Consider the following 20,708-nt stretch of genomic DNA (forward strand, 5'->3'; position numbering starts at 1 on the left):
TTCCGAAATCGCGTTTGGCAGAGCCGGGGCGCGCTGGCGGCGCGCCCCGGGCTGGTGGCGTCAGGCAGCTTCGGGGCGCGCGGCGCGGATCAGGCGCAGGATATCCTGCGCGGCCTCGGGGATGTTGGTGCCGGGGCCGAAGATCGCCTTGACGCCCGCGTCGTAGAGGAACTGGTAATCCTGCTGCGGGATGACGCCGCCGCAGATGACCAGAATATCCTCGGCCCCGGCGTCCTTGAGCGCCTGCACGAGCTGGGGCGCAAGGGTCTTGTGGCCCGCCGCCTGGCTCGAGATGCCGATGACATGCACGTCGTTGTCGACCGCGTCCTGCGCCGCCTCGGCGGGGGTCTGGAACAGCGGGCCCACGTCGACGTCGAAACCGATGTCGGCAAAGGCCGTGGCGATCACCTTGGCGCCGCGGTCGTGGCCGTCCTGGCCCATCTTGACCACCAGCATGCGCGGGCGGCGGCCTTCGTCCTCGGCGAATTGCTCGACCGCCTTCTGGATCGCGGCGAAGCCTTCGTCGCCTTCGTAGGCGGCGCCGTAGACGCCGGCGAGCGTCTTGACCTCGGCGCGATGACGGCCGAACACCTTTTCCATTGCCATGCTGATCTCTCCTACCGTGGCGCGGGCGCGGGCGGCCTCGACCGCGCCGTCGAGCAGATTGCCGCCCTCGGCCGCGCGGCGGGTCAGCTCTTCAAGCGCTGCTGCGCACGCGCTTTCATCGCGACTGCCGCGCACCTGCTCGAGCCGCTTGAGCTGGTTTTCGCGGACCTTGGCGTTGTCGATGTCCAGAATGTCTATCGGATCCTCGCGGTCCTTGCGGTATTTGTTGACGCCGACGATCACCTCGGCGCCGCGGTCGATATCGGCCTGCCGCCGCGCCGCGGTCTCCTCGATCCTGAGCTTGGGCATGCCGCTGGCCACCGCCTTGGTCATGCCGCCCATCTCGTCGACCTCTTCGATCAGCTTCCAGGCCGCCTCGGCCAGGTCGTGGGTCAGCTTTTCGACGTAATAAGAGCCCGCCAGCGGGTCGACCACGTTGGTCACACCGGTTTCCTCTTGCAGGATCAGCTGGGTGTTGCGCGCGATCCGGGCCGAGAATTCGGTCGGCAACGCGATCGCCTCGTCCAGCGCGTTGGTGTGCAGCGACTGCGTGCCGCCCAGCACCGCGCTCATCGCCTCGTAGGCGGTGCGCACCACGTTGTTATAGGGATCCTGCTCGGCCAGAGACACGCCCGAGGTCTGGCAATGGGTGCGCAGCATCTTCGAGCGCGGGTTCTGCGCGCCAAGCTCGGTCATGATGCGGTGCCAGAGCAGGCGCGCGGCGCGCAGCTTGGCCACCTCCATGAAGAAGTTCTTGCCGATGGCGAAAAAGAACGACAGCCGGCCTGCGAACTTGTCCACGTCCATCCCGCGCGCCATGGCGGTTTTGACGTATTCCTTGCCGTCGGCCAGGGTATAAGCCAGCTCTTGCACCAGGTTCGCGCCCGCCTCCTGCATGTGGTAGCCCGAGATCGAGATCGAGTTGAACTTGGGCATCTCGTTGGAGGTATATTCGATGATGTCCGCGATGATCCGCATCGACGGTTCGGGCGGGTAGACATAGGTGTTGCGGACCATGAATTCCTTCAGAATGTCGTTCTGAATGGTCCCCGAGAGCACCGAGCGGTCGTGCCCCTGCTCTTCGCCGGTGACGATGAAATTCGCCAGGATCGGGATCACCGCGCCGTTCATCGTCATCGACACGCTGACCTGATCCAGCGGGATGCCGTCGAAGAGGATCTTCATGTCCTCGACGCTGTCGATGGCCACGCCGGCCTTGCCCACGTCGCCCACGACCCGTTCGTGATCGCTGTCATAGCCGCGATGGGTGGCCAGGTCGAAGGCCACGCTGACCCCCTGCTGCCCCGCATCCAGCGCCTTGCGGTAAAAGGCGTTCGATTCCTCGGCCGTGGAAAACCCGGCGTATTGCCGGATCGTCCAGGGCCGGCCCGCGTACATGGTGGCTTTGACGCCTCGGGTGAACGGCTCCTGCCCCGGCAGGCCGCCCATATGCGGCAGCCCCTCGGTATCCTCGGCGGTGTAGATCGGCGAGACGTCGATCCCCTCGAGCGTCTGCCAGGTCAGATCCTTGACCGGGCGCCCCCTGAGTTCCTTTTCAGCGAGTTTGCGCCATGTTTCCTTGTCTTTGGTCATGTGGTCTTTGTCCTCTTGTCATCGGACCCGCCGGCCAGGCGATCCTGGTCCTGTCGGGGTCCGGGTCTTCGATCAGTCGGGCCAGCCCGTCCGCACCTGTCGTCAGCCAATGCAGATCCTCGGCATAGGCCGCGCGCAGCAGGGCGGCGTCCTGCGGTATAAAGGGCATCCAGCGGCCATGACCCGCGGGCAGCAGGGCCGGATCCTCGCCCCTGTCGCGCAGCACGGCGCGCAGGGCGGCCAGATCGGGCGCGCGGTTCAGCCAGAGAGGCTGCGCCGGCTCCGGCACCTCCGCGCGATCCGTCAGAGCCCGCAACAGCGCCGCCGGGTCGGACGCGAAGCGTTCGAAAACGGTCACGCAGATCTCGGCCCCCGGCATGGCGCAGGCCATGTCGACGATCACGTCCCGCCACGACCTTTGCCCTCGCGCCAGCGCCGCGATCTGCGCAGGCAGCGGCATCGACACGCCGCGCGGCAGCGCATAGGCGTAAAGCGAGGCCCAGTAGAGCTCGGGCGAGCGGATTTGCAGCACGACCCGCCGCACGCGGCCGCCGAAAGCCGCATGGAACCGCGCCATCCGCTGCCCCGCGCCCGGATAGAGCAGGCCGCTGCGGATATTGTCGCGCGGAGTGCCCAGCATGTTCTCGTCGCTGACGATCAGCGTGCGATAGCCCTTGCGTGCCACGCCGCGCACATTCAGCAGGACCCGGCCAGCCGGCCGCCCCTCGCGGCCCGGCGGCGCCGTGCCGTCGGCCACGCCGTGAAAAAGCCCCTTGCGGGTGCGCCAAGGCCCCCAGTAGGCCAGCCCCTGCCCGCATATATCGTCCTGCACCGCGCGCAGGTAGCTTTGAAAACTGGTCGATCCGGTGCGATGCGCGCCGGGATGCAGAACGATGTCCATTGCGAAATCCGCCTCTGAGGGGCAGGCGGCCGGCAGAGCCGCCGCCAGACGCGGCAAGGCATGGCACGTCTCCCCTCACAATGCGGTTAACACGACAAAAATTCCGCGCTGCCGACGCGGAACGCTTCGCAAATCCCGGTCCCGCGCTTATATCTTGTAACATGATCAAAGCATGCACTCTCGCCCTGGTGGCGCTGACGACACTTGCCCCGGCGCCCCTGGCCGCCGCCGACGCCGGTGCACCGACCGAAGAGACCATCCTGTCGGCCGCCGACGTGACCCTCGGAGAGTTCCTGTGGCTGAAACGGCCCGTCGTCGTCTTCGCCGACAGCGCCGCCGACCCGCGGTACGTCCAGCAGATGCAGTTCATCACCGAACGGCTGGATGCGCTGGTGGATCGCGATGTGGTCGTGATCACCGACACCGACCCCGCCGCGCGCAGCGAGGTGCGGCGCACCCTGCGCCCGCGCGGCTTCATGCTCGCGGTGATCGCCAAGGACGGCACCGTGGTGATCCGCAAACCCGCACCCTGGTCGGTGCGCGAGATCTCGCGCTCGATCGACAAGCTGCCGCTGCGCCAGCAGGAAATCCGCGACCGGCGCGACACCCTGCTGGAATAACCGCCAGCCACGATGCGCAACGCCGTAGGGTGCGCCTTCAGGCGCACCGTTCGTTGCGGATCGGGCGAAACGGGCGACATGGCGGGTTACTCGAACTCCATGATCACTTCGTCCACCGCCAGGCTGTCGCCCGGACCGGCGTTGATCTTGGCGACCACGCCCTTGCGCTCGGCGCGCAGGATGTTCTCCATCTTCATCGCCTCGACGGTGCAGAGCGCCTGGCCCTCCTGAACCTCCTGGCCCTCTTCGACGTCGATCTTCACGATCAGCCCGGGCATCGGGCAGAGCAGCATTTTCGAGGTGTCGGGGGCCTGCTTTTCCGGCATCAGCCGCGCCAGCTCGGCCTGGCGCGGGGTGCGCACATGCACCTTCAGATCGGCCCCGCGCGAGCGGATGCGGAACCCGCCCGGAACCTTGCCGACCTTGAGCACCAGCGGCGCGCCATCCACCTGCATATGCGCCAGCGTATCGCCCGGCGTCCAATCACCGGTCACCCGCAGGCTCTCGCCGCCGTCGAAGGCAACCGTGGCGCCATCGTGATCGGCGGCAATGGTGACGTCAAAGCTCTTGCCTTGCAGCGTCACGTTCCAGGCCTCGCCCACATGCCGTTCGTGGTTGTCGAGCCGCCCCGACACCCGCGCGCGCCTTATCTCGGCCACCCGGTTCATCGCCGCCGTGGCCGCCGCGATGCGCTGAAGCTCCCAATCCCCCAGCGTCACGCCCGCAAAGCCGTCGGGATATTCCTCGGCGATGAAGGCGGTGGTCATGTCGCCGCTGACGAATTTCGGATGATCCATCACCGCGCTCAGGAACGGCAGGTTGTGACCGATGCCCTCGACCTCGAAACTGTCCAGCGCCACGCGCATGCCCTCGATGGCCTCGTCGCGGTTATGACCCCAGGTGCAAAGCTTGGCGATCATCGGGTCGTAATACATGCTGATCTCGCCGCCCTCGTAGACGCCGGTGTCGTTGCGCACCACCGCCCCGTCCAGCGCCAGCTCTGCCGGCGGACGGTAACGGGTCAGACGACCGATCGAGGGCAGGAACCCGCGATAGGGATCCTCGGCGTAAAGCCGGCTTTCCATCGCCCAGCCCTTGAGCTTGACATCCGCCTGGGTGATCGAGAGCGCCTCGCCATTGGCGACGCGGATCATCTGCTCCACCAGGTCGACCCCGGTGATCAGTTCGGTGACGGGATGTTCCACCTGCAGGCGAGTGTTCATCTCGAGAAAGTAGAAATTCCGGTCGCCGTCGACGATGAATTCCACCGTGCCCGCGCTGGCATAGCCCACCGCCTGCGCCAGCGCGCAGGCCTGTTCGCCCATCGCCTTGCGGGTGGCCTCGTCGAGGAAGGGCGAGGGCGCCTCTTCGATGACCTTCTGGTTGCGGCGCTGGATGCTGCATTCGCGCTCGCCCAGATAAATGCAATTGCCGTGGCTGTCGGCCAGCACCTGGATCTCGATGTGGCGCGGCTGCGTCACGAACTTCTCGATGAAGATGCGGTCGTCGCCGAAGGAATTGGCGGCCTCGTTCTTGGAGCTCTGGAAGCCTTCGCGCGCCTCGTCGCCGTTCCAGGCGATGCGCATGCCCTTGCCGCCGCCGCCGGCGCTGGCCTTGATCATCACCGGATAGCCGATCTCGCCGCTGATCTTGACCGCCTCTTCGGCGTCCTCGATCAGGCCCATGTAGCCGGGCACGGTGCTGACGTCGGCCTCCTGCGCGATCTTCTTCGAGGTGATCTTGTCGCCCATCGCCTCGATTGCACCCTTGGGCGGGCCGATGAAAGCCACGCCCGCTGTCTCGAGCGCGTCGGCGAATTTGGGGTTTTCGCTGAGAAAGCCGTAGCCTGGATGCACCGCCTCGGCGCCGGTGTCGCGAATCGCCTGCATCACCTTGTCGATGACGATATAGGATTGGTTGGCGGGGGGCGGGCCGATATGCACCGCCTCGTCCGCCATTTCGACATGCAGCGCGTGCTTGTCGGCATCCGAATAGATCGCAACGGTCTGGATGCCCATCTTGCGCGCTGTCTTGATCACGCGGCAGGCGATTTCGCCGCGATTGGCGATCAGGATCTTCTTGAACATGTCTGTCCCTTTCTGTGGTCTTTGCCCGCGCACACGAAACGGCCACCGGGGCGCTGCGCCCCGATGACCGTCTGACTGCGTGAGTGGTGTCTTGTGGCGGTGCGCGTGAACGCGCACCCTACGGCGCCGCGCCTAGCAGCGGGCCGGGTAGCGGTGGCAATAGGCGATGTTGGCCGCCGCTCCGACGGCCGCGCCGGTGAGCGGGTCGCCCCTGAGAACCGCGGCACCCGTGGCCCCGGCGCCTGCGCCCAGAAGCGCCCGTTCACCCAGAGTGTCGCCGCATCCCGCCAGTACCAGCAGCGTGGCAGCACATATGATCCGAAGCATGTTTCGCCCCCTTTGTCCGGTCTGCTCTGCGCGCCTCTTTGCACGCTGGGACGGACCGGGGGCCAGCCCTTTCGCGGATCGGGACGAAAATCGGCAAACCCTTGCCAATAAACGATTTTACCCGGAACGGAAAAATCGGACGGGCGACCAGGGGATTGATCGGCCCGTCCGCCAGGGGAAGGGTAACGGTGAATGAATGGTGCCAGGCAAAAGCACCGCACACACTGGTACGAGGCCACGCTGGCACGGGCTGCGGGCGCCGCCAAGCCTTGCGCGCAGCGCGCGCGCCAATCGGCTTTTTCCCGCGCAGATTCCCGCTCCGGTGGCAAGATCATGCCCATGCCCCCTCGTCGAACGCTTCCGGAAAGGCCGCGCGGGCGCGCGGTTCGTCGATGATCAGAAGCGCGTCGTAGCTTTCGGGATCGAACGGGTCGTCATAGGGCAGCACCTCGCGCCCGAAGAGCCAGCTCAGACGCCCGGCGTCGAGGTTGCCGCGCTCGAACGGCTCGGTGCCGAACTGCGCCCAGAGCGCGGCCATGAAGGCGGTGTCGGCGCGCTTGTCCGGCGGGCGCCGGTCGCGGAACCGCTCGCGCGCCACCAGCGGGGTCGCGCCCTTGGGATTGGCCCGGCGGATGGTGAACTGAAAATCGGTGCCCGGCAGACGCCCGGGAAAGCCGCGGTGCTTCAGCATGGGACGGCCCCCACGCAGGACCGCGGGCAGATCGGGACGGACCGCACGGCGGCCCGTCCCGCATGTCTTTTACTTGTACTTGCCCGTATAAACCGGCTCGACGCTGATGGGCTCAGGGTCGACGACGACAAATTCTTCTTCCTGCTGACCGCAGGCCGAGAGGCCGGCGACGAGGCCGAAGATGGCAAGCAACTTGATGCTCTTGGACATCTGTCACTCCTGTCAGTTTCGACGGCGCCGGTGAGGCCGCAGGGGCGCGTCCGGCGTCGCGTCAGGGTTGCGGCCGCGTTGAGACGACCGCCGTTCACCCTATCCCAATGCGGGCGCGATTGATATGTTCCGCGCGCGCTGCCCGTTTTCTGTGATGCGAAAGCCGCAAACCCCGGGCGGCCCTGGAAGAAGCCCGCAACATATTGTAGAGACATCAGAAAACCTCCCATATGCAGGTGTCGTCCTCGACCCGGTAGGCTTCGAAGAACTGCGGCACATCGGGGGCAGGCTGACCGAATTCGACGGATTTCTGCGCAAGCGATATGACGATTTGAGCGGGTTTCGGCCCAATCGCCGCCAGCTTGGGCAAAGCGTAGGTCTGGCAGAGATGCTCCATGTCGAGCGCGACCTCCTCGAAGGCGCGCCCGCCGGGCCCGATCTCGGGGGCGACGAAGCGGAAGCGGTAGGTCAGCCCCTGGCCGGGCTGGTCCCAGAGCATCTCGTGGAAGGTCACCGGCATGCCCGAGGGCACCGCGAGCGCCCCGTCGGCAAAGGCCGGGCCGACGGTGAGCGCGGCGAGGAGAAGGGCCGGTCTCATGGCGCCTCGGCCTCGTGGGTGGCGAATTGCGCGGGGCTGGTGATCTCGATCAGCTCAAGGTCGTCGGAATGGCGCACCTCGCGATGCTTGATGCCCGGCGGTTGCAGCACGCAGGAGCCTTCGCGCAGGATCTGCTCGCCCTGGTCTTCGTATTCGAACACGACCCAGCCGCGGGTGACATAGACCATCTGGAAATCGAGATCGTGGGTGTGCCAGGCCGCGGGGCTTTCCATCCCCGGCACCGCGCGGATCACATGCGCGCCGTAAGCGCCGCCCGTAGCCTCGGCGATGCCGAGCTGGCGGTATTCAAAAAATGACCGCAGCCCCTGCCCTTCGAAATGGCCGGAATCGGCGTGCGAAATGGTGAAGGCCTGGTTTTTCCACAGACGGGGCATGGCGCATGTCCTTTCTCGCCGCGTTCCCGGAGGCTGGTGTCGGAGCCTCCGGCGGGAGTATTTTCGCCAAGAAGAAGCGGGGAGGGTCAGAGCGGGATGTTGTCGTGCTTCTTCCAGGGGTTCTTGAGCTGCTTGCCGCGCAGGGCGGCGAAGGCGCGGGCGACGCGTTTGCGAGTCGAGCGGGGCTGGATCACCTCGTCGATGAAGCCGCGTTCGGCCGCGACGAAGGGGTTGGCGAAGCGGTCCTCGTATTCGGCGGCATGGGCGGCGATCTTGGCGGGATCGCCCAGATCGGCGCGGTGGATGATCTCGGTCGCGCCCTTGGCGCCCATGACGGCGATCTCGGCGGTGGGCCAGGCGTAGTTCATGTCGCCGCGCAGATGCTTGGAGGCCATCACGTCGTAGGCGCCGCCATAGGCCTTGCGGGTGATCACGGTGACCTTGGGCACCGTCGCCTCGCCATAGGCGAAGAGCAGCTTGGCGCCGTGCTTGATGACGCCGCCGTATTCCTGGCTGGTGCCGGGCAGGAAGCCGGGCACGTCGACGAAGGTCAGGATCGGGATTTCGAAGGCATCGCAGAAGCGCACGAAGCGCGCGGCCTTGCGGCTGCTGTCGATATCGAGGCAGCCCGCCAGCACCATCGGCTGGTTGGCGACCACGCCGACCGACTGGCCTTCGAGGCGGATGAAACCGGTGATGATGTTCTTGGCGAAATCCTCTTGGATCTCGTAGAAATCGCCCTCGTCCGCGACCTTGAGCAAGAGCTCCTTCATGTCATAGGGCGTGTTGGCGTTTTCCGGGATCAGCGTGTCGAGGCTGGATTCGACCCGGGCGACATCGTCGAAGAACGGCCGCACGGGCGGCTTCTGGCGGTTGTTGAGCGGCAGGAAATCGACCAGGCGGCGCACTTCGGCCAGCGCCTCGACATCGTTTTCGAAGGCGCCGTCGGCGACCGAGGATTTGCGCGTGTGGGTGGAGGCGCCGCCCAGTTCCTCGGCGGTGACATGTTCGTTGGTGACGGTCTTGACCACGTCGGGGCCGGTCACGAACATGTAAGAGCTGTCCTTGACCATGAAGATGAAGTCGGTCATCGCCGGGCTGTAGACCGCGCCGCCGGCGCAGGGGCCCATGATCACGCTGATCTGCGGCACCACGCCGGAGGCCATGATGTTGCGCTGGAAAATCTCGGCATAGCCGGCCAGGGCGTCGACGCCCTCCTGAATGCGCGCGCCGCCCGAGTCGTTGAGCCCGATCACAGGCGCGCCGTTCTGCACCGCCATATCCATGATCTTGCAGATCTTCTGCGCGTGGGTGGCGCTGACCGACCCGCCCAGCACGGTGAAATCCTGGCTGAAGACATAGACCATACGGCCGTTGATCGTGCCCCAGCCGGTGATCACGCCATCGCCGTAGGGGCGGTTCTGCTCCATGCCGAAATCGGTGCAGCGGTGGGCGACGAACATGTCGTATTCCTCGAAGCTGTCCTCGTCGAGCAGCAGTTCGATTCGTTCGCGCGCGGTGAGCTTGCCTTTGGCGTGCTGTGCGTCGATGCGTTTCTGCCCGCCGCCCAGCCGGGCGTTTTCGCGGCGGTTTTCGAGTTCTTGCAGGATGTCTTTCACGGGCCCCTCCTCGCACGCTGTACGCGCCGGGATCGCTCCGCGGCGCTTTTGCGCGAGACTAGGGGTTGGGGCGCGGGCCCTCAAGGAAATTTCCGCAAATTTGCAAACAATGCATAAACGCCCGCGCGGAAACTGCAAATCCGCAAATACCTCTGGCGTGAGTGGACAAGCGATGCGGCGAGGACTACGCATGGCCACATGCAAAACGCACCGGTGGTCCGTTTTCTGGACCGTTCGACCCCGCCTCATATCGTGACGTTGATCCTGCTGGCCGGGCTGTCGGCGCTTGCCATGAATATTTTTCTGCCAAGCCTGCCCAATATGACCGCCTATTTCGACACCGAATACCGGCTGATGCAGCTGTCGGTGGCGGTGTACCTGGGCGTGAACGCGGTGCTTCAGGTGCTGATCGGCCCGATCAGCGACAAGCTTGGCCGGCGGCCGGTGATCCTTGGGGGGCTGGGGCTGTTCATGCTGGCGACGCTGGGCTGCCTCTTTGCCGCCGACGCCTATACGTTCCTGGCGTTCCGCATGGCGCAGGCTGTCATCGTCACGTCGATGGTGCTGAGCCGGGCGGTGGTGCGCGATATGGTGCCGCAGGAACAGGCCGCGTCGATGATCGGCTATGTCACCATGGGCATGGCCGTGGTGCCGATGATCGGCCCGGCCATCGGCGGCGTGCTGGACGAACACTTCGGCTGGCACGCGAATTTCTGGCTGCTTTTCGCGCTGGGGGGCGGGGCGCTCTGGCTGGCGTGGTCGGATCTGGGCGAGACGGCGCGGCCCTCGGGGCTGACGCTGGGCCAGCAGTTCCGCGAATATCCCGAACTGCTGAAGGCGCCGCGGTTCTGGGGCTATGCGCTGGCATCGGGCTTTGCCTCGGGGGCGTTCTTTGCCTATCTGGGCGGCGCGCCTTACGTGGGATCGGTGGTCTTCGGCCTCGATGCGTCGGAACTGGGGTTCTATTTCGGGGCGCCCGCCATCGGGTATTTCCTGGGCAACTGGGCCTCGGGGCGTTTTTCGGCGCGGATCGGGGTGAACACGATGGTGTTCTGGGGCTCGATCATCAACGCGGCGGGCATCGGCGCGTCGATGCTGGTGTTCTGGTCGGGGCACGGGTCGGTGCTGACCTTCTTCGGGTTCATGTGCTTTGTGGGTCTGGGCAACGGGATGACCATCCCGAACGCCACCGCCGGAATGCTGTCGGTGCGCCCGCATCTGGCGGGCACCGCCAGCGGGCTGGGCGGGGCGATCATGATCGGCGGCGGCGCGGCGCTCTCGGCGCTGGCGGGCGCGGTGCTGACGCCCGGGTCGGGCGCGATGCCGCTTTTGTGGATCATGATGGTGACCGGGCTCTGCGCCATCGCCTGCATTGCCTTCGTGATGTGGCGCGCGGCACAGCTGGAGCGGCTGGACAGGGTCACCTGAATTTGCAAACTGGCGGGAAGACACCCGCTAAGATGCAAATCCGAGGCACAACATGGCAACCCAGAAACTCTATGCCGGCGCGAAGCTGCGCGAGATCCGCACGCGGCTGGGCCTGACCCAGCGCGATTTCGCCGCCAAGCTGGGGGTGTCGCTGCCCTATCTCAACCAGATGGAAAACAACAACCGGCCGCTCAGCACCACCGTGGTGCTGGCGCTGGCGCAGGAGTTCGGCTTTGACGTGACCGAGCTGGGCCAGGGCGATTCCGAACGTCTGGTCACCGACATGGCCGAGGCGCTGGCCGATCCGGTTTTTGCCGAAGGCGCGCCGCCGCTGGCCGATCTGCGGCTGACCGCGTCTAACGCGCCGGCGCTGGCGCGGGCCTTTCTGGCGCTGCACCGGGCCTACCGGCAGACGCATGAACGGCTGGCCTCGCTCGACGAGGCATTGGGGCGCGAGGGGACGCAATTGCAGGCCAGCCCGTGGGAAGAGGTGCGCGACTTCTTCCATTATTGCGACAATTACATCGACGCGGTGGACCGTGCGGGCGAGCATTTCGCGCAACTGGCGCAGGACGAGGGCGACATCCGCCAGGCCGCCATCGCGCGGCTGGGCAAGCGCGGGATCGCCGTTCGGCTGTCGCAGAGCGGCCCGCTGCGCAGCTACGATCCCGAGAGCCAGACGCTGACGCTGTCGGCGCTGGCCCCGCCCGAGACGCAGACCTTCCAGCTGCTCTTGCAGGTGGCGCTCTTGCGGCAGAACGCGCTGCTGGAGGCAACGCTCGATCTGGCGCGGTTCCAGTCCGACGCCGCGCGCGCCATCGCCAAGATCGGGCTGGCGAATTACTTTGCCGGGGCGGCGATGATGCCCTACCGCGCCTTTCTGGCCGCGGCGCAGGACACGCGGCACGATCTGGAGCTCTTGTCGCTGCGCTTCGGCGCCTCGGTCGAGCAGGTGGCGCACCGGCTGTCGACCCTGCAGCGGCCCGGGGCCAAGGGCATTCCGTTCTTCTTCGTGCGGGTCGATCAGGCGGGCACGATCACCAAGCGGCATTCCGCGACACGGCTGCAATTCGCGCGGTTCGGCGGGGCCTGTCCGCTGTGGAACGTGCACCGCGCCTTCGAGACACCGGGGCGGTTTCTGCGGCAGCTGGCCGAGACGCCGGACGGGGTGCGTTACATCTCGATCGCGCGGGACGTGTCCAAGCCCGGCGGCCATTTCGGCGCGCCGGTGCGCCGCTATGCCATCGCGCTGGGATGCGAGCTGCGCCATGCGGGCGCGCTGGTTTATGCCGACGGGCTGGATCTGGGCCGAGACGGCGCGTTCGAGCCGATAGGGATTTCGTGCCGGATCTGCGAGCGCAAGGGCTGTCATCAACGCTCGGTCCCGCCTTTGGAGCGGCGGCTGAGCGTGCCCGAGGACCGGCGCGGCGTATTGCCTTACACGGTGGAGTGAGGGTTTTTGGGTTCGGATCGCTGAAGCGATCCGACCGAAGCGAGGGGCGCTGCCCCTCGCGCTCCCCGGGATACTTATGACCAGATGAAAGGGAGGGTCAGTCCGCCGGGAAGCGGTGGGCGAGATCGGCCATCAGGGCGCGGTCGGTGTCGTCGAGCGGGCCAGTGGCCTGGGGGCGGAAGCGCAGGCGGAAGGCTGCGAGCAGGGCGTCGTCGTTGCCGGCCTCAATCCCGTAGCCGAAGCGCCGGGCATCGGCATGGAATTCGCCGGGGTCTGCGGGCGCGGGCCAGACGGCGAGGCCTTGCGCGGCGAGGCGCGGCCAGTCGAAGCGCGGGCCGGGATCGATCTTGCGGCCCAAAGCGGTGTCGGAATGGGCGATGACACCCTTGGGCGGGATCGACCAGCGCACCATGATGCCCGGCAGCAGCGCCTCGAGCGCCTGCATCTGCGGTTCGGCGAAAGGTTCGAAGCCGGTGTTGGCCAGCTCGATCCCGATGGAGGCGCTGTTCACGTCGTCGCAGCCGCCCCAGCGGCCTGCGCCTGCGTGCCAGGCGCGATCAGCCTCGTCGACCAGCTGCCAGACCGTGCCGCTGCGCGCGATGACGTAATGCGCCGAGACCTGGGCCTGCGCCGTGCAGAGCCAGTCGCGCGCGGCTGTGGCGCTGGCCATGGCGGTGTAGTGTATCAGGATCAAAGCGGGCCGCGCCCCTCCCCGGCGCGGCCCGCAATTGGGCGACGGATGCCAGATCGGCGTCAGCCGCCGCGCACCGCGCGGAACGGCGCGGGGTCCCAGTCGCAGGCGAAGCCATCGCCATCCGGGTCGACGCCCAGCCGGTCCCGCTGCGGGCCGCCCCGCGCGAGGAAATCCTCCTGCGCGAGATCGGAACTGGGGTAGCTGGCGCAGGCGCGCAAATACTTGTTCTCGGTGGTGAACGACGACCGCCGGTAGAGCGGCGCGCCCACCGGGTTCGACGTGCGCAGCGCGTATTCGACGATGTTGGGCCGGTCGCTGCCCGGCCGCGTGGGCAGGTCGGTGGGCGCGATCAGCGTGTATTGCGCGCGGTTCTGCGCGATCATCGCCGCGTCGCCCTCGATGCTGCGCTCGTTCGACACGGCGTCAAAGCTGTTCTCGCGCGAGATGCCCGCGGCGTTGGTCACCGCCTGCGGCGCGGGATTCTGCGGTGAGGCCTGAAGCGGGGCGACGCCGGAATTCGCAGCCGCGGCGCGTTCGGCGGCCAGCGCCTCGGCGGTGCCGGCCTCGTCGAGCGCGGAGGCCTGCACCTCGGCCGGGGGGCGCACGGTGGTCACGTCGCTGCGGCCCTCAAGCTCGGCGTCGCGGGCGGCGCGCCGGTCGACATTGTCAAAGCCCACTTGCGCGGCGCTGTCCGGGACGGCGGGCTGGCACGCTGCCAGAGCCAGCGCCGCGACACCGCAAATCATTACCCGCATTTTCAAATTCCCGCCTGCCACGTCCGTTTTACCGCCGCTTACCACCATTTCGACGGTTTGGCCACAAAACCGGCGGATTGCTCGAGCGCGTAGGCGGTATTCAGCAGATCGCTTTCCTCCCACGGGCGGCCGATCAGCTGCAGGCCCAACGGCAGGCCCTGGCGGTCCATGCCCGTAGGCACCGCGATCCCGGGCAGACCGGCGAGGTTCACCGTCACGGTGAAGACGTCGTTGAGATACATCTGAACCGGGTCGTCGACCTGCATGCCCAGCTCGAACGCCGCAGAGGGCGTGGCGGGGGTCAGGATCGCATCCACGCCATCGGCGAAGACCTGTTCGAAATCGCGCTTGATCAGCGTGCGGACCTTGCGCGCGCGGTTGTAATAGGCGTCGTAGAAGCCCGCCGACAGAACGTAGGTGCCGACCATCACGCGGCGCTGCACCTCGGGGCCGAAGCCCTCGGCACGGGTCTTTTCGTACATCTCGGTGATGCCGTCGCCCTTGGCCAGCTTGGCGCGATGGCCGTAGCGCACGCCGTCATAGCGCGCCAGGTTCGACGAGGCCTCGGCGGGCGCGATGACGTAATAGGCGGGCAGCGCGTATTTCGTATGCGGCAGGCTGATATCGACGATCTTGGCGCCTGCATCCTTGAGCATGGCGGTGCCGTCGGACCAGAGCTTTTCGATCTCGTCGGGCATGCCCTCCATCCGGTATTCGCGGGGGATGCCGATGGTCTTGCCGCGAATGTCACCGGTCAGCGCGGCCTCGAAATCGGGGACCGGCAGGTCGGCGCTGGTGCTGTCCTTGGGGTCGTGGCCGCACATGGCCTGCAGCACGATGGCGGCGTCGCGCACGTCCTTGGTCATAGGCCCGGCCTGATCCAGCGAAGAGGCGAAGGCCACGATGCCCCAGCGCGAGCAGCGCCCGTAGGTGGGCTTGATCCCGGTGATGCCGGTGAAGGCGGCGGGCTGGCGGATCGAGCCGCCGGTGTCGGTGCCGGTCGCCGCGAGGCAAAGGTCCGCGGCCACGGCGCTGGCCGACCCGCCCGACGAGCCGCCCGGCGTCAGCGCGGTGTCGTCATTGCCGCGCCGCCAGGGGTTGACCGCATTGCCGTAGGTCGAGGTTTCGTTGCTCGACCCCATGGCGAATTCGTCCATGTTGAGCTTGCCCAACATCACCGCGCCCGCGTCGAAAAGCTGGCTGGTCACGGTGGATTCGTATTCAGGCTTGAAGCCGTTCAGGATCGCCGAGGCGGCCTGCGACGGCACGCCCTTGGTGCAGAAGAGATCCTTGATCCCCATCGGAATGCCGCACATCGACGGCGCGTCGCCTGCCTTGATCCGGGCATCGGCGGCCTTGGCCTGGTCCATCGCAATCTCGGGCGTGTGGTGCACGAAGGCGCCAAGCGCCCCGGCGCCGTCGATGGCGCTCAGGCAGGCCTCGGTCAGTTCGGCGCTGGTCACTTCGCCCCGGCGCAGCGCGTCACGCGCCTCGGCCACTTTCATCTTGGTGAGATCGGTCATGTCGGTTCTTTCTCGTGTCGGACCTGCGGACCGGTCCTGTCCGCGCGTGTTCGTCGGGACGGGTTATTCAACCACCTTCGGCACCGCGAAGAAGCCTTCGCGGGCGTCGGGCGCGTTGGACAGGACGGCCCCCTGCTGGTTGCCGTCGGTCACCACATCGGCGCGCCGCTTGAGCCGCATGGGCGTCACCGACACCATCGGCTCAACGCCGTCGACATCGACCTCTTCGAGCTGCTCGATGAAGCCGAGGATGGCGTTGAATTCCTGGGCCAGCGCGGGAAGCGCATCGTCCTCGACCTTGATGCGGGCCAGTTTGGCCACGCGGGCCGCTGTTTCTGTGTCGATCGACATGGGCGCACCTCGTCTTGAAACTCGGCACCGCATCTACCGCCCCCCGCGAGCGCCCGCAAGCGCCGAGACGGGAAATGAGCCTGGGCGCAGGGCAATACGGGCGAATGGCGGGACGTTACTGGGCCAGATGCACCGGCGATCCGTGAGGCGTGGACAAATAGGCCTCTTCCCAGGCGGCCTTCAGCTCTGCCAGCCGCGCGTGTTCGGCCAGCCCCTTGTCGGCGCAGATCCGTTCGAGCGCCGCGACCCAGGCGAGGAAATAATCGTCGCCGCCGTTGAGCTCTTTTTCCACTCCGTGCTCGGCCAGGACCGCGCCGAATACTGCGGCCCACTCGGGCCAGGTGAAGGCGCCGCGCGCGTTGAGATGCACGGCGACGGCAAAGGCCTGGGCGTGCCAGGGGGCCTCGAAGACCGGCTCATCCATGGCCGGGCTCCAGATAACTTTCCCAGAGATCGAGGATCACCTCGTCGCCCGCGCCCTCGGCCTGCCCCCAGAGTTCCGCCGCGTCGAAGGCCACGGCGTAAAGCGGCTCGGGCGCCTCGCCCAGCCCGTGGGCGTTGGTGTCGGGCAGAACGTGGCTGCCATGGCAGCGCAGTACACTGCCCTTTGCCCCGGCGGCATAGGCAGGCAGCCTTGTGTGGCCACCGTCGACCCGCGTGTTCCGTGACGGGCGGATTGTGCGCACCGGATCGCCCGGAACGAAACGCGGCGCGTTGCCCTCGCGGGTGGTCGGCCCGCCGGAGGCCAGGACCGCGGCGACCTTTTCGGCGGGCAAACGCCGAGCGGACAGCTCGCTGGGCGCGGGGGCGGCCCCCGCCAGTTCGTCGCGCGTCACCACGCCCTTGGCGACCAGCAGATCGGCCAGCCCGGCCATCCATTTCTCGTAATAGGAAAAGCGCGCGTAATCCGCGGGGCTGAGGCTTTCGCGGGCAAAGCGCGAGGCATCCAGCGTCCACTGCCCCAGCGCGCCCGACGCCAGCGTCACCGCCAGCGCGCGCCCGTGCCATTCGGTCGCAAATACCGGCGCGTCCTCGGGTTCGGGCCGGACCGGCCCGTCGCCAAAGCGCCCGCCCATGTCATGCACCCGCGTCACGCTGGCACCCGTGCGAGGCCCGTGCCGATCATCGAATCGCGTGTGACGCAGGTCATCAGACGATCGACATCCCAGCCTTCGGTGCCCTCGGGCCGCTGCGGAAGGACGAGATAGCGGATTTCGGCGGTGGAATCCCAGACGCGCACCGCCTGCCCCTCGGTCAGTTCCATCCCAAAGTCGGCCAGGACCGCGCGCGGCTCGCGCACCGCGCGGGCGCGGTAGGCGTCGGATTTGTACCAGCCCGGCGGCATCCCCAAGAGCGGCCACGGGTAACACGAACAAAGCGTGCAGACGACGATGTTGTGCACCTCGTCGGTGTTCTCGACTGCCACGACATGCTCGCCCTGCCGTCCGTAAAAGCCCAGCTCGGCACAGACCCCGGTCGCATCGGCCAGAAGCCGCCGGCGGAAATTGTCATCCGCCCAGGCCATCGCCACCACCCGCGCCCCGTTCTGCGGGCCGATCTTGTGGGCGTAGGTGTCGATGATCTCGTCCAGCGCCGCCGGGTCGATCAGACCCTTGGCGGTGAGCAACGTTTCCAGCGCCTTGACCCGCAGCGCCGGGTCCGGCGGCAGGAGCGCATGGGGATGATCGTGGTCGTGATGGTCATGTGGCATGGCGTCGATATTGGCCGAGGATGCGGGCGGCGGCAAGCCCGCCTCAGCCGTCGCGCAGGATCTCGAGCTGCCGCTGCCAGCCGGTGCCAAGGGCCGCGTCCAGCGCCTCGGCCAGGCGGCGGCCGTCGCCGGTGCGCCCGGCAAGCGCCGACATCACCATGTAGCAGGTGCCGAATTTCTCGATCAGCATCCGGTTGCGGCCGCAGATCGGCCCGAGCGTGCTGGCGATGTAGCTCAGGCGGCGCTGAAGGTTGTAGTTCACGACCCAATCCCCCGGCGCAGCCGCGCCCAGCACCGCCACCGCCGCGCGGCAGTCCTCTTGGTGCGGAGAGGCATGGGCGGCGCTGCCGAACCCCAGCACCGTTTCCAGCGCCCCTGACACCCGTTGCGCCATCGCCTCGTCGCTGGCCGCAGGGCGCGCGGCGATAAGGATCAGCGCCAGCAAGACCAGCGCGGCGATGACAAGGCGAAGGGTTCGGGCCTGCATGTCGTTTGCCCCTCTTTTGCCGCGTGCGCGGCAAGGCTACATCGCGCCGGGCGGAGCATGTTTGAGGCAGATCAACGGCCCGCTTGCGACGGATGCGGCGGAAACACCCGCCAAGCCCTGTCTGGCGGGTTGCGGGACGCCGGAGTTTTGCATAGATAGCGCCAAACCGCAGACCCTAGCGAAAGCCGATCCGCTCATGGAAAACGTCATCCTCATCATCCACCTGCTTCTGGCGCTTGCGCTGATCGGCGTCGTGCTGCTGCAACGCTCCGAAGGCGGCGGGCTTGGCATGGGCGGCGGGGGCGGCGGCGCCATGAGCCAGCGCTCGTCCGCGACGGCGCTTGGCAAGGTGACCTGGCTGCTGGCGATCGCCTTCATCTGCACCTCCATCACAATGACGATCTTTGCCGCGCAGAACGCGTCGGGCACCTCGATCATGGACCGGCTCGGCGCAGGCAGCGCATCCGGCACATCGGGCGATGGCGCACCGGGCGGCGATCTGGACCTGGACGGCCTGCTGCCGCCTCCGGCCACGACCGACCCCGACGCGCCGCTGGTGCCGCGCGCCGACTGATACGATCCACAACGGATTGACGTACCGCCGCCCTCCGCAACAGCATCTTGCGGTCGGCTGGACAGGCGGTTGCGAATCCTTTATATCTCAAGTCCCGTGATGCTGCGCAGTTTCGCCTGCGCGGGTGATCTGAAACTCGACAAAAACCACAGTCAAATCACGGGGCTGCTCCACATGGCGCGATTCATCTTCATCACCGGCGGTGTGGTTTCCTCGCTTGGCAAAGGGCTGGCCTCGGCCGCGCTGGGCGCGCTCTTGCAGGCCCGCGGGTTCAGCGTGCGGCTGCGCAAGCTCGACCCCTATCTCAACGTCGACCCCGGCACGATGTCGCCGTTCGAGCATGGCGAGGTCTTCGTCACCGACGACGGTGCAGAAACCGACCTGGACCTGGGCCATTACGAACGCTTCACCGGTGTGAGCGCCCGCAAGACCGACAGCGTGTCGTCGGGACGCATTTATTCCAACGTGCTCGAAAAAGAGCGTCGCGGCGATTACCTCGGCAAGACCATCCAGGTGATCCCCCACGTCACCAACGAGATCAAGGATTTCATCTCGATCGGCGAGGACGAGGTTGATTTCATGCTCTGCGAGATCGGCGGCACCGTCGGCGACATCGAGGGCCTGCCCTTTTTCGAGGCGATCCGCCAGTTCAGCCAGGACGAGCCCCGCGGCCAGTGCATATTCATGCATCTGACACTGCTGCCCTGGATCAAGGCCAGCGGCGAGCTCAAGACCAAACCGACCCAGCACTCGGTCAAGGAACTGCGCTCGATCGGCATTGCGCCCGATATCCTCGTCTGCCGTTCCGAAGGGCCGATCCCGCAGAAGGAACGCGAAAAGCTCGCGCTCTTCTGCAACGTGCGCCCGGATGCGGTGATCGCCGCGCAAGACCTCAAGTCGATCTACGAGGCCCCGCTCGCCTATCACCGCGAAGGTCTGGACCAGGCCGTGCTCGACGCCTTCCAGATCACGCCCGCGCCCAAGCCGAACCTGGCCAAGTGGGAAGACGTGGCCGACCGCATCTACCACCCCGAGGGCGAGGTCAACGTCGCCATCGTCGGCAAGTACACCCAGCTTGAGGACGCCTATAAATCCATCGCCGAGGCGCTGACCCACGGCGGCATGGCCAACCGCGTCAAGGTCAACATCCAGTGGGTCGATGCCGAGATCTTCGACCGCGAGGATCCCGCCCCCTATCTCGAAGGCTTCCACGCCATCCTCGTGCCCGGCGGCTTTGGCGAACGCGGCACCGAGGGCAAGATCAAGGCCGCGCAATACGCCCGCGAACACAAGGTGCCCTATCTGGGCATCTGCCTGGGCATGCAGATGGCGGTGATCGAGGCCGCGCGCAACGTCGCCGGGCTGACCACCGCGGGGTCCGAGGAATTCGACCACGAGGCCGGCAAGAAGCGGTTCGAACCGGTGGTCTATCACCTCAAGGAATGGGTGCAGGGCAACGAAAAGGTCAACCGCTCGGTCGCCGACGACAAGGGCGGCACCATGCGGCTGGGCGCCTATGACGCGGTGCTGGCCGAGGGGTCGAAAGTGGCGCAGGCCTACGGCACCACGACCATCGACGAACGCCACCGCCACCGCTACGAGGTCGACATCAAGTACCGGGACAAGCTGGAGGCCGCGGGGCTGAAATTCTCGGGCATGTCGCCGGACGGCAAACTGCCCGAAATCGTCGAATGGCCCGACCACCCGTGGTTCATCGGAGTGCAATTCCACCCTGAACTGAAGTCAAAACCCTTTGACCCCCACCCGCTTTTCAAGGATTTTGTGCGGGCGGCGAAAGAGGTTAGTAGGTTGGTTTAGAAAACCTGAAACGCTTCAGCAGCGAATCAGTGGCAGTGCACGCGACCGACACGCTTTTCCATATGGCAGCATTGACCGGGGGGCGAAGATTTTCGGCATCCCCCACCGTGTGAAACGAACTCGGCACCCCAAATCGCGCCCACCGGAAGCGAATTGCTGGCTGCCAGTGCCGGAAATGCCGTCATGGAAAGGGCGTTGTTGCAAAAGTCTGTCGGCGAAGGATTCACTTCGTGAATCCATGCCGTTAGACGCGTTGTATGAACAAGC

22 protein-coding genes are annotated in these 20,708 nt (G+C 66.6%); 5 read left to right on the forward strand and 17 right to left on the reverse strand.

The features are described from left to right. Positions 1-60: 60 nt before the first annotated feature. A complete protein-coding gene (gene scpA / locus RXV88_RS18370; RefSeq protein ID WP_316294958.1) occupies positions 61-2,199 on the reverse strand; it encodes a methylmalonyl-CoA mutase in 2,139 nt (712 codons plus the stop codon). Next, the gene (locus RXV88_RS18375; RefSeq protein ID WP_316294959.1) at positions 2,162-3,100 is read right to left on the reverse strand and encodes a hypothetical protein; all 939 of its coding nucleotides are present in this window, start codon (positions 3,098-3,100) and stop codon (positions 2,162-2,164) included. The genes scpA and RXV88_RS18375 overlap by 38 nt, the downstream gene beginning before the upstream one ends. Before the next feature lie 161 nt (positions 3,101-3,261). On the opposite strand from RXV88_RS18375, the gene RXV88_RS18380 reads away from it, so the two are divergent. Further along, positions 3,262-3,720 (forward strand): DUF4174 domain-containing protein, encoded by a 459-nt coding sequence (locus RXV88_RS18380; RefSeq protein ID WP_316294960.1) that lies wholly within the window; start codon positions 3,262-3,264, stop codon positions 3,718-3,720. A gap of 86 nt (positions 3,721-3,806) precedes the next feature. On the opposite strand, the gene RXV88_RS18385 is transcribed toward RXV88_RS18380, so the two are convergent. From RXV88_RS18385 to RXV88_RS18415, 7 genes are all read right to left on the reverse strand, one after another. Beyond that, positions 3,807-5,807: an acetyl/propionyl/methylcrotonyl-CoA carboxylase subunit alpha gene (locus RXV88_RS18385; protein ID WP_316294961.1), complete on the reverse strand. Its 2,001-nt coding sequence runs from the start codon at positions 5,805-5,807 to the stop codon at positions 3,807-3,809. 132 nt (positions 5,808-5,939) lie between these two features. Beyond that, the gene (locus RXV88_RS18390) at positions 5,940-6,134 is read right to left on the reverse strand and encodes a hypothetical protein (RefSeq protein WP_316294962.1); all 195 of its coding nucleotides are present in this window, start codon (positions 6,132-6,134) and stop codon (positions 5,940-5,942) included. A gap of 331 nt (positions 6,135-6,465) precedes the next feature. After that, positions 6,466-6,825 carry a hypothetical protein gene (locus RXV88_RS18395; protein ID WP_316294963.1) on the reverse strand — a complete coding sequence of 120 codons (360 nt, stop codon included), beginning with the start codon at positions 6,823-6,825 and terminating at the stop codon, positions 6,466-6,468. A 69-nt stretch (positions 6,826-6,894) separates the two neighbouring features. Continuing rightward, positions 6,895-7,035 (reverse strand): hypothetical protein, encoded by a 141-nt coding sequence (locus RXV88_RS18400; RefSeq protein ID WP_316294964.1) that lies wholly within the window; start codon positions 7,033-7,035, stop codon positions 6,895-6,897. A 214-nt stretch (positions 7,036-7,249) separates the two neighbouring features. Continuing rightward, on the reverse strand, positions 7,250-7,633 hold the full coding sequence (locus RXV88_RS18405; RefSeq protein WP_316294965.1) for a DUF6497 family protein: 384 nt from the start codon (positions 7,631-7,633) through the stop codon (positions 7,250-7,252). Next, positions 7,630-8,028, reverse strand: a complete 399-nt coding sequence (locus tag RXV88_RS18410) for a cupin domain-containing protein (RefSeq protein WP_316294966.1) — start codon at positions 8,026-8,028, stop codon at positions 7,630-7,632. The genes RXV88_RS18405 and RXV88_RS18410 overlap by 4 nt, the downstream gene beginning before the upstream one ends. A gap of 86 nt (positions 8,029-8,114) precedes the next feature. Beyond that, complete coding sequence (locus RXV88_RS18415; RefSeq protein WP_316294967.1) at positions 8,115-9,647, reverse strand: acyl-CoA carboxylase subunit beta; 1,533 nt, start codon at positions 9,645-9,647, stop codon at positions 8,115-8,117. Positions 9,648-9,845: 198 nt separating this feature from the next. Here RXV88_RS18415 and RXV88_RS18420 point away from each other — a divergent pair, with 198 nt between their 5' ends. Then, complete coding sequence (locus tag RXV88_RS18420) at positions 9,846-11,075, forward strand: multidrug effflux MFS transporter (protein WP_316294968.1); 1,230 nt, start codon at positions 9,846-9,848, stop codon at positions 11,073-11,075. A gap of 52 nt (positions 11,076-11,127) precedes the next feature. Continuing rightward, positions 11,128-12,528, forward strand: a complete 1,401-nt coding sequence (locus tag RXV88_RS18425; RefSeq protein WP_316294969.1) for a short-chain fatty acyl-CoA regulator family protein — start codon at positions 11,128-11,130, stop codon at positions 12,526-12,528. Positions 12,529-12,625: 97 nt separating this feature from the next. On the opposite strand, the gene RXV88_RS18430 is transcribed toward RXV88_RS18425, so the two are convergent. From RXV88_RS18430 to RXV88_RS18465, 8 genes are all read right to left on the reverse strand, one after another. Beyond that, positions 12,626-13,321, reverse strand: a complete 696-nt coding sequence (locus RXV88_RS18430; protein ID WP_410468842.1) for an N-acetylmuramoyl-L-alanine amidase — start codon at positions 13,319-13,321, stop codon at positions 12,626-12,628. Beyond that, positions 13,282-13,977 (reverse strand): hypothetical protein, encoded by a 696-nt coding sequence (locus tag RXV88_RS18435; protein ID WP_316294970.1) that lies wholly within the window; start codon positions 13,975-13,977, stop codon positions 13,282-13,284. The genes RXV88_RS18430 and RXV88_RS18435 overlap by 40 nt, the downstream gene beginning before the upstream one ends. A 38-nt stretch (positions 13,978-14,015) precedes the next feature. Beyond that, complete coding sequence (gene gatA / locus RXV88_RS18440; RefSeq protein WP_316294971.1) at positions 14,016-15,500, reverse strand: Asp-tRNA(Asn)/Glu-tRNA(Gln) amidotransferase subunit GatA; 1,485 nt, start codon at positions 15,498-15,500, stop codon at positions 14,016-14,018. A 63-nt stretch (positions 15,501-15,563) separates the two neighbouring features. Beyond that, the gene (gene gatC, locus RXV88_RS18445) at positions 15,564-15,851 is read right to left on the reverse strand and encodes an Asp-tRNA(Asn)/Glu-tRNA(Gln) amidotransferase subunit GatC (protein WP_316294972.1); all 288 of its coding nucleotides are present in this window, start codon (positions 15,849-15,851) and stop codon (positions 15,564-15,566) included. Between the two features lie 115 nt (positions 15,852-15,966). After that, positions 15,967-16,275 carry a nitrile hydratase accessory protein gene (locus tag RXV88_RS18450; protein WP_316294973.1) on the reverse strand — a complete coding sequence of 103 codons (309 nt, stop codon included), beginning with the start codon at positions 16,273-16,275 and terminating at the stop codon, positions 15,967-15,969. Further along, a complete protein-coding gene (gene nthB / locus RXV88_RS18455; protein ID WP_316294974.1) occupies positions 16,268-16,945 on the reverse strand; it encodes a nitrile hydratase subunit beta in 678 nt (225 codons plus the stop codon). Before nthB ends, RXV88_RS18450 begins: the two co-directional genes overlap by 8 nt. Then, on the reverse strand, positions 16,942-17,562 hold the full coding sequence (nthA, locus tag RXV88_RS18460; RefSeq protein ID WP_316294975.1) for a nitrile hydratase subunit alpha: 621 nt from the start codon (positions 17,560-17,562) through the stop codon (positions 16,942-16,944). Before nthA ends, nthB begins: the two co-directional genes overlap by 4 nt. Before the next feature lie 43 nt (positions 17,563-17,605). Continuing rightward, entirely contained in the window at positions 17,606-18,049 is a 444-nt protein-coding gene (locus tag RXV88_RS18465; protein WP_316294976.1) for a hypothetical protein, read from the reverse strand. A 196-nt stretch (positions 18,050-18,245) separates the two neighbouring features. On the opposite strand from RXV88_RS18465, the gene secG reads away from it, so the two are divergent. Both secG and RXV88_RS18475 read left to right on the forward strand, forming a co-directional pair. Next, positions 18,246-18,623, forward strand: coding sequence for a preprotein translocase subunit SecG (gene secG, locus RXV88_RS18470; protein ID WP_316294977.1), 378 nt, complete (start codon positions 18,246-18,248; stop codon positions 18,621-18,623). A 174-nt stretch (positions 18,624-18,797) separates the two neighbouring features. Beyond that, complete coding sequence (locus RXV88_RS18475; RefSeq protein WP_316294978.1) at positions 18,798-20,441, forward strand: CTP synthase; 1,644 nt, start codon at positions 18,798-18,800, stop codon at positions 20,439-20,441. Positions 20,442-20,708 lie beyond the last annotated feature (267 nt).

Origin of the sequence: Aestuariicoccus sp. MJ-SS9 (assembly GCF_032586235.1) — a bacterium.
Classification (GTDB): domain Bacteria; phylum Pseudomonadota; class Alphaproteobacteria; order Rhodobacterales; family Rhodobacteraceae; genus Aestuariicoccus.

Coding starts and splice junctions, on each gene's coding strand:
- gatA (WP_316294971.1), bottom strand. CDS start 15,500: ATGACCGATCTCACCAAGATGAAAGTGGCCGAGGCGCGTGACGCGCTG.
- RXV88_RS18410 (WP_316294966.1), bottom strand. CDS start 8,028: ATGCCCCGTCTGTGGAAAAACCAGGCCTTCACCATTTCGCACGCCGAT.
- RXV88_RS18390 (WP_316294962.1), bottom strand. CDS start 6,134: ATGCTTCGGATCATATGTGCTGCCACGCTGCTGGTACTGGCGGGATGC.
- RXV88_RS18385 (WP_316294961.1), bottom strand. CDS start 5,807: ATGTTCAAGAAGATCCTGATCGCCAATCGCGGCGAAATCGCCTGCCGC.
- RXV88_RS18395 (WP_316294963.1), bottom strand. CDS start 6,825: ATGCTGAAGCACCGCGGCTTTCCCGGGCGTCTGCCGGGCACCGATTTT.
- RXV88_RS18380 (WP_316294960.1), top strand. CDS start 3,262: ATGATCAAAGCATGCACTCTCGCCCTGGTGGCGCTGACGACACTTGCC.
- RXV88_RS18425 (WP_316294969.1), top strand. CDS start 11,128: ATGGCAACCCAGAAACTCTATGCCGGCGCGAAGCTGCGCGAGATCCGC.
- RXV88_RS18400 (WP_316294964.1), bottom strand. CDS start 7,035: ATGTCCAAGAGCATCAAGTTGCTTGCCATCTTCGGCCTCGTCGCCGGC.
- RXV88_RS18465 (WP_316294976.1), bottom strand. CDS start 18,049: ATGCAGGCCCGAACCCTTCGCCTTGTCATCGCCGCGCTGGTCTTGCTG.
- RXV88_RS18405 (WP_316294965.1), bottom strand. CDS start 7,633: ATGAGACCGGCCCTTCTCCTCGCCGCGCTCACCGTCGGCCCGGCCTTT.
- RXV88_RS18375 (WP_316294959.1), bottom strand. CDS start 3,100: ATGGACATCGTTCTGCATCCCGGCGCGCATCGCACCGGATCGACCAGT.
- RXV88_RS18420 (WP_316294968.1), top strand. CDS start 9,846: ATGCAAAACGCACCGGTGGTCCGTTTTCTGGACCGTTCGACCCCGCCT.
- RXV88_RS18450 (WP_316294973.1), bottom strand. CDS start 16,275: ATGGATGAGCCGGTCTTCGAGGCCCCCTGGCACGCCCAGGCCTTTGCC.
- RXV88_RS18475 (WP_316294978.1), top strand. CDS start 18,798: ATGGCGCGATTCATCTTCATCACCGGCGGTGTGGTTTCCTCGCTTGGC.
- secG (WP_316294977.1), top strand. CDS start 18,246: ATGGAAAACGTCATCCTCATCATCCACCTGCTTCTGGCGCTTGCGCTG.
- RXV88_RS18435 (WP_316294970.1), bottom strand. CDS start 13,977: ATGCGGGTAATGATTTGCGGTGTCGCGGCGCTGGCTCTGGCAGCGTGC.
- scpA (WP_316294958.1), bottom strand. CDS start 2,199: ATGACCAAAGACAAGGAAACATGGCGCAAACTCGCTGAAAAGGAACTC.
- gatC (WP_316294972.1), bottom strand. CDS start 15,851: ATGTCGATCGACACAGAAACAGCGGCCCGCGTGGCCAAACTGGCCCGC.
- nthA (WP_316294975.1), bottom strand. CDS start 17,562: ATGCCACATGACCATCACGACCACGATCATCCCCATGCGCTCCTGCCG.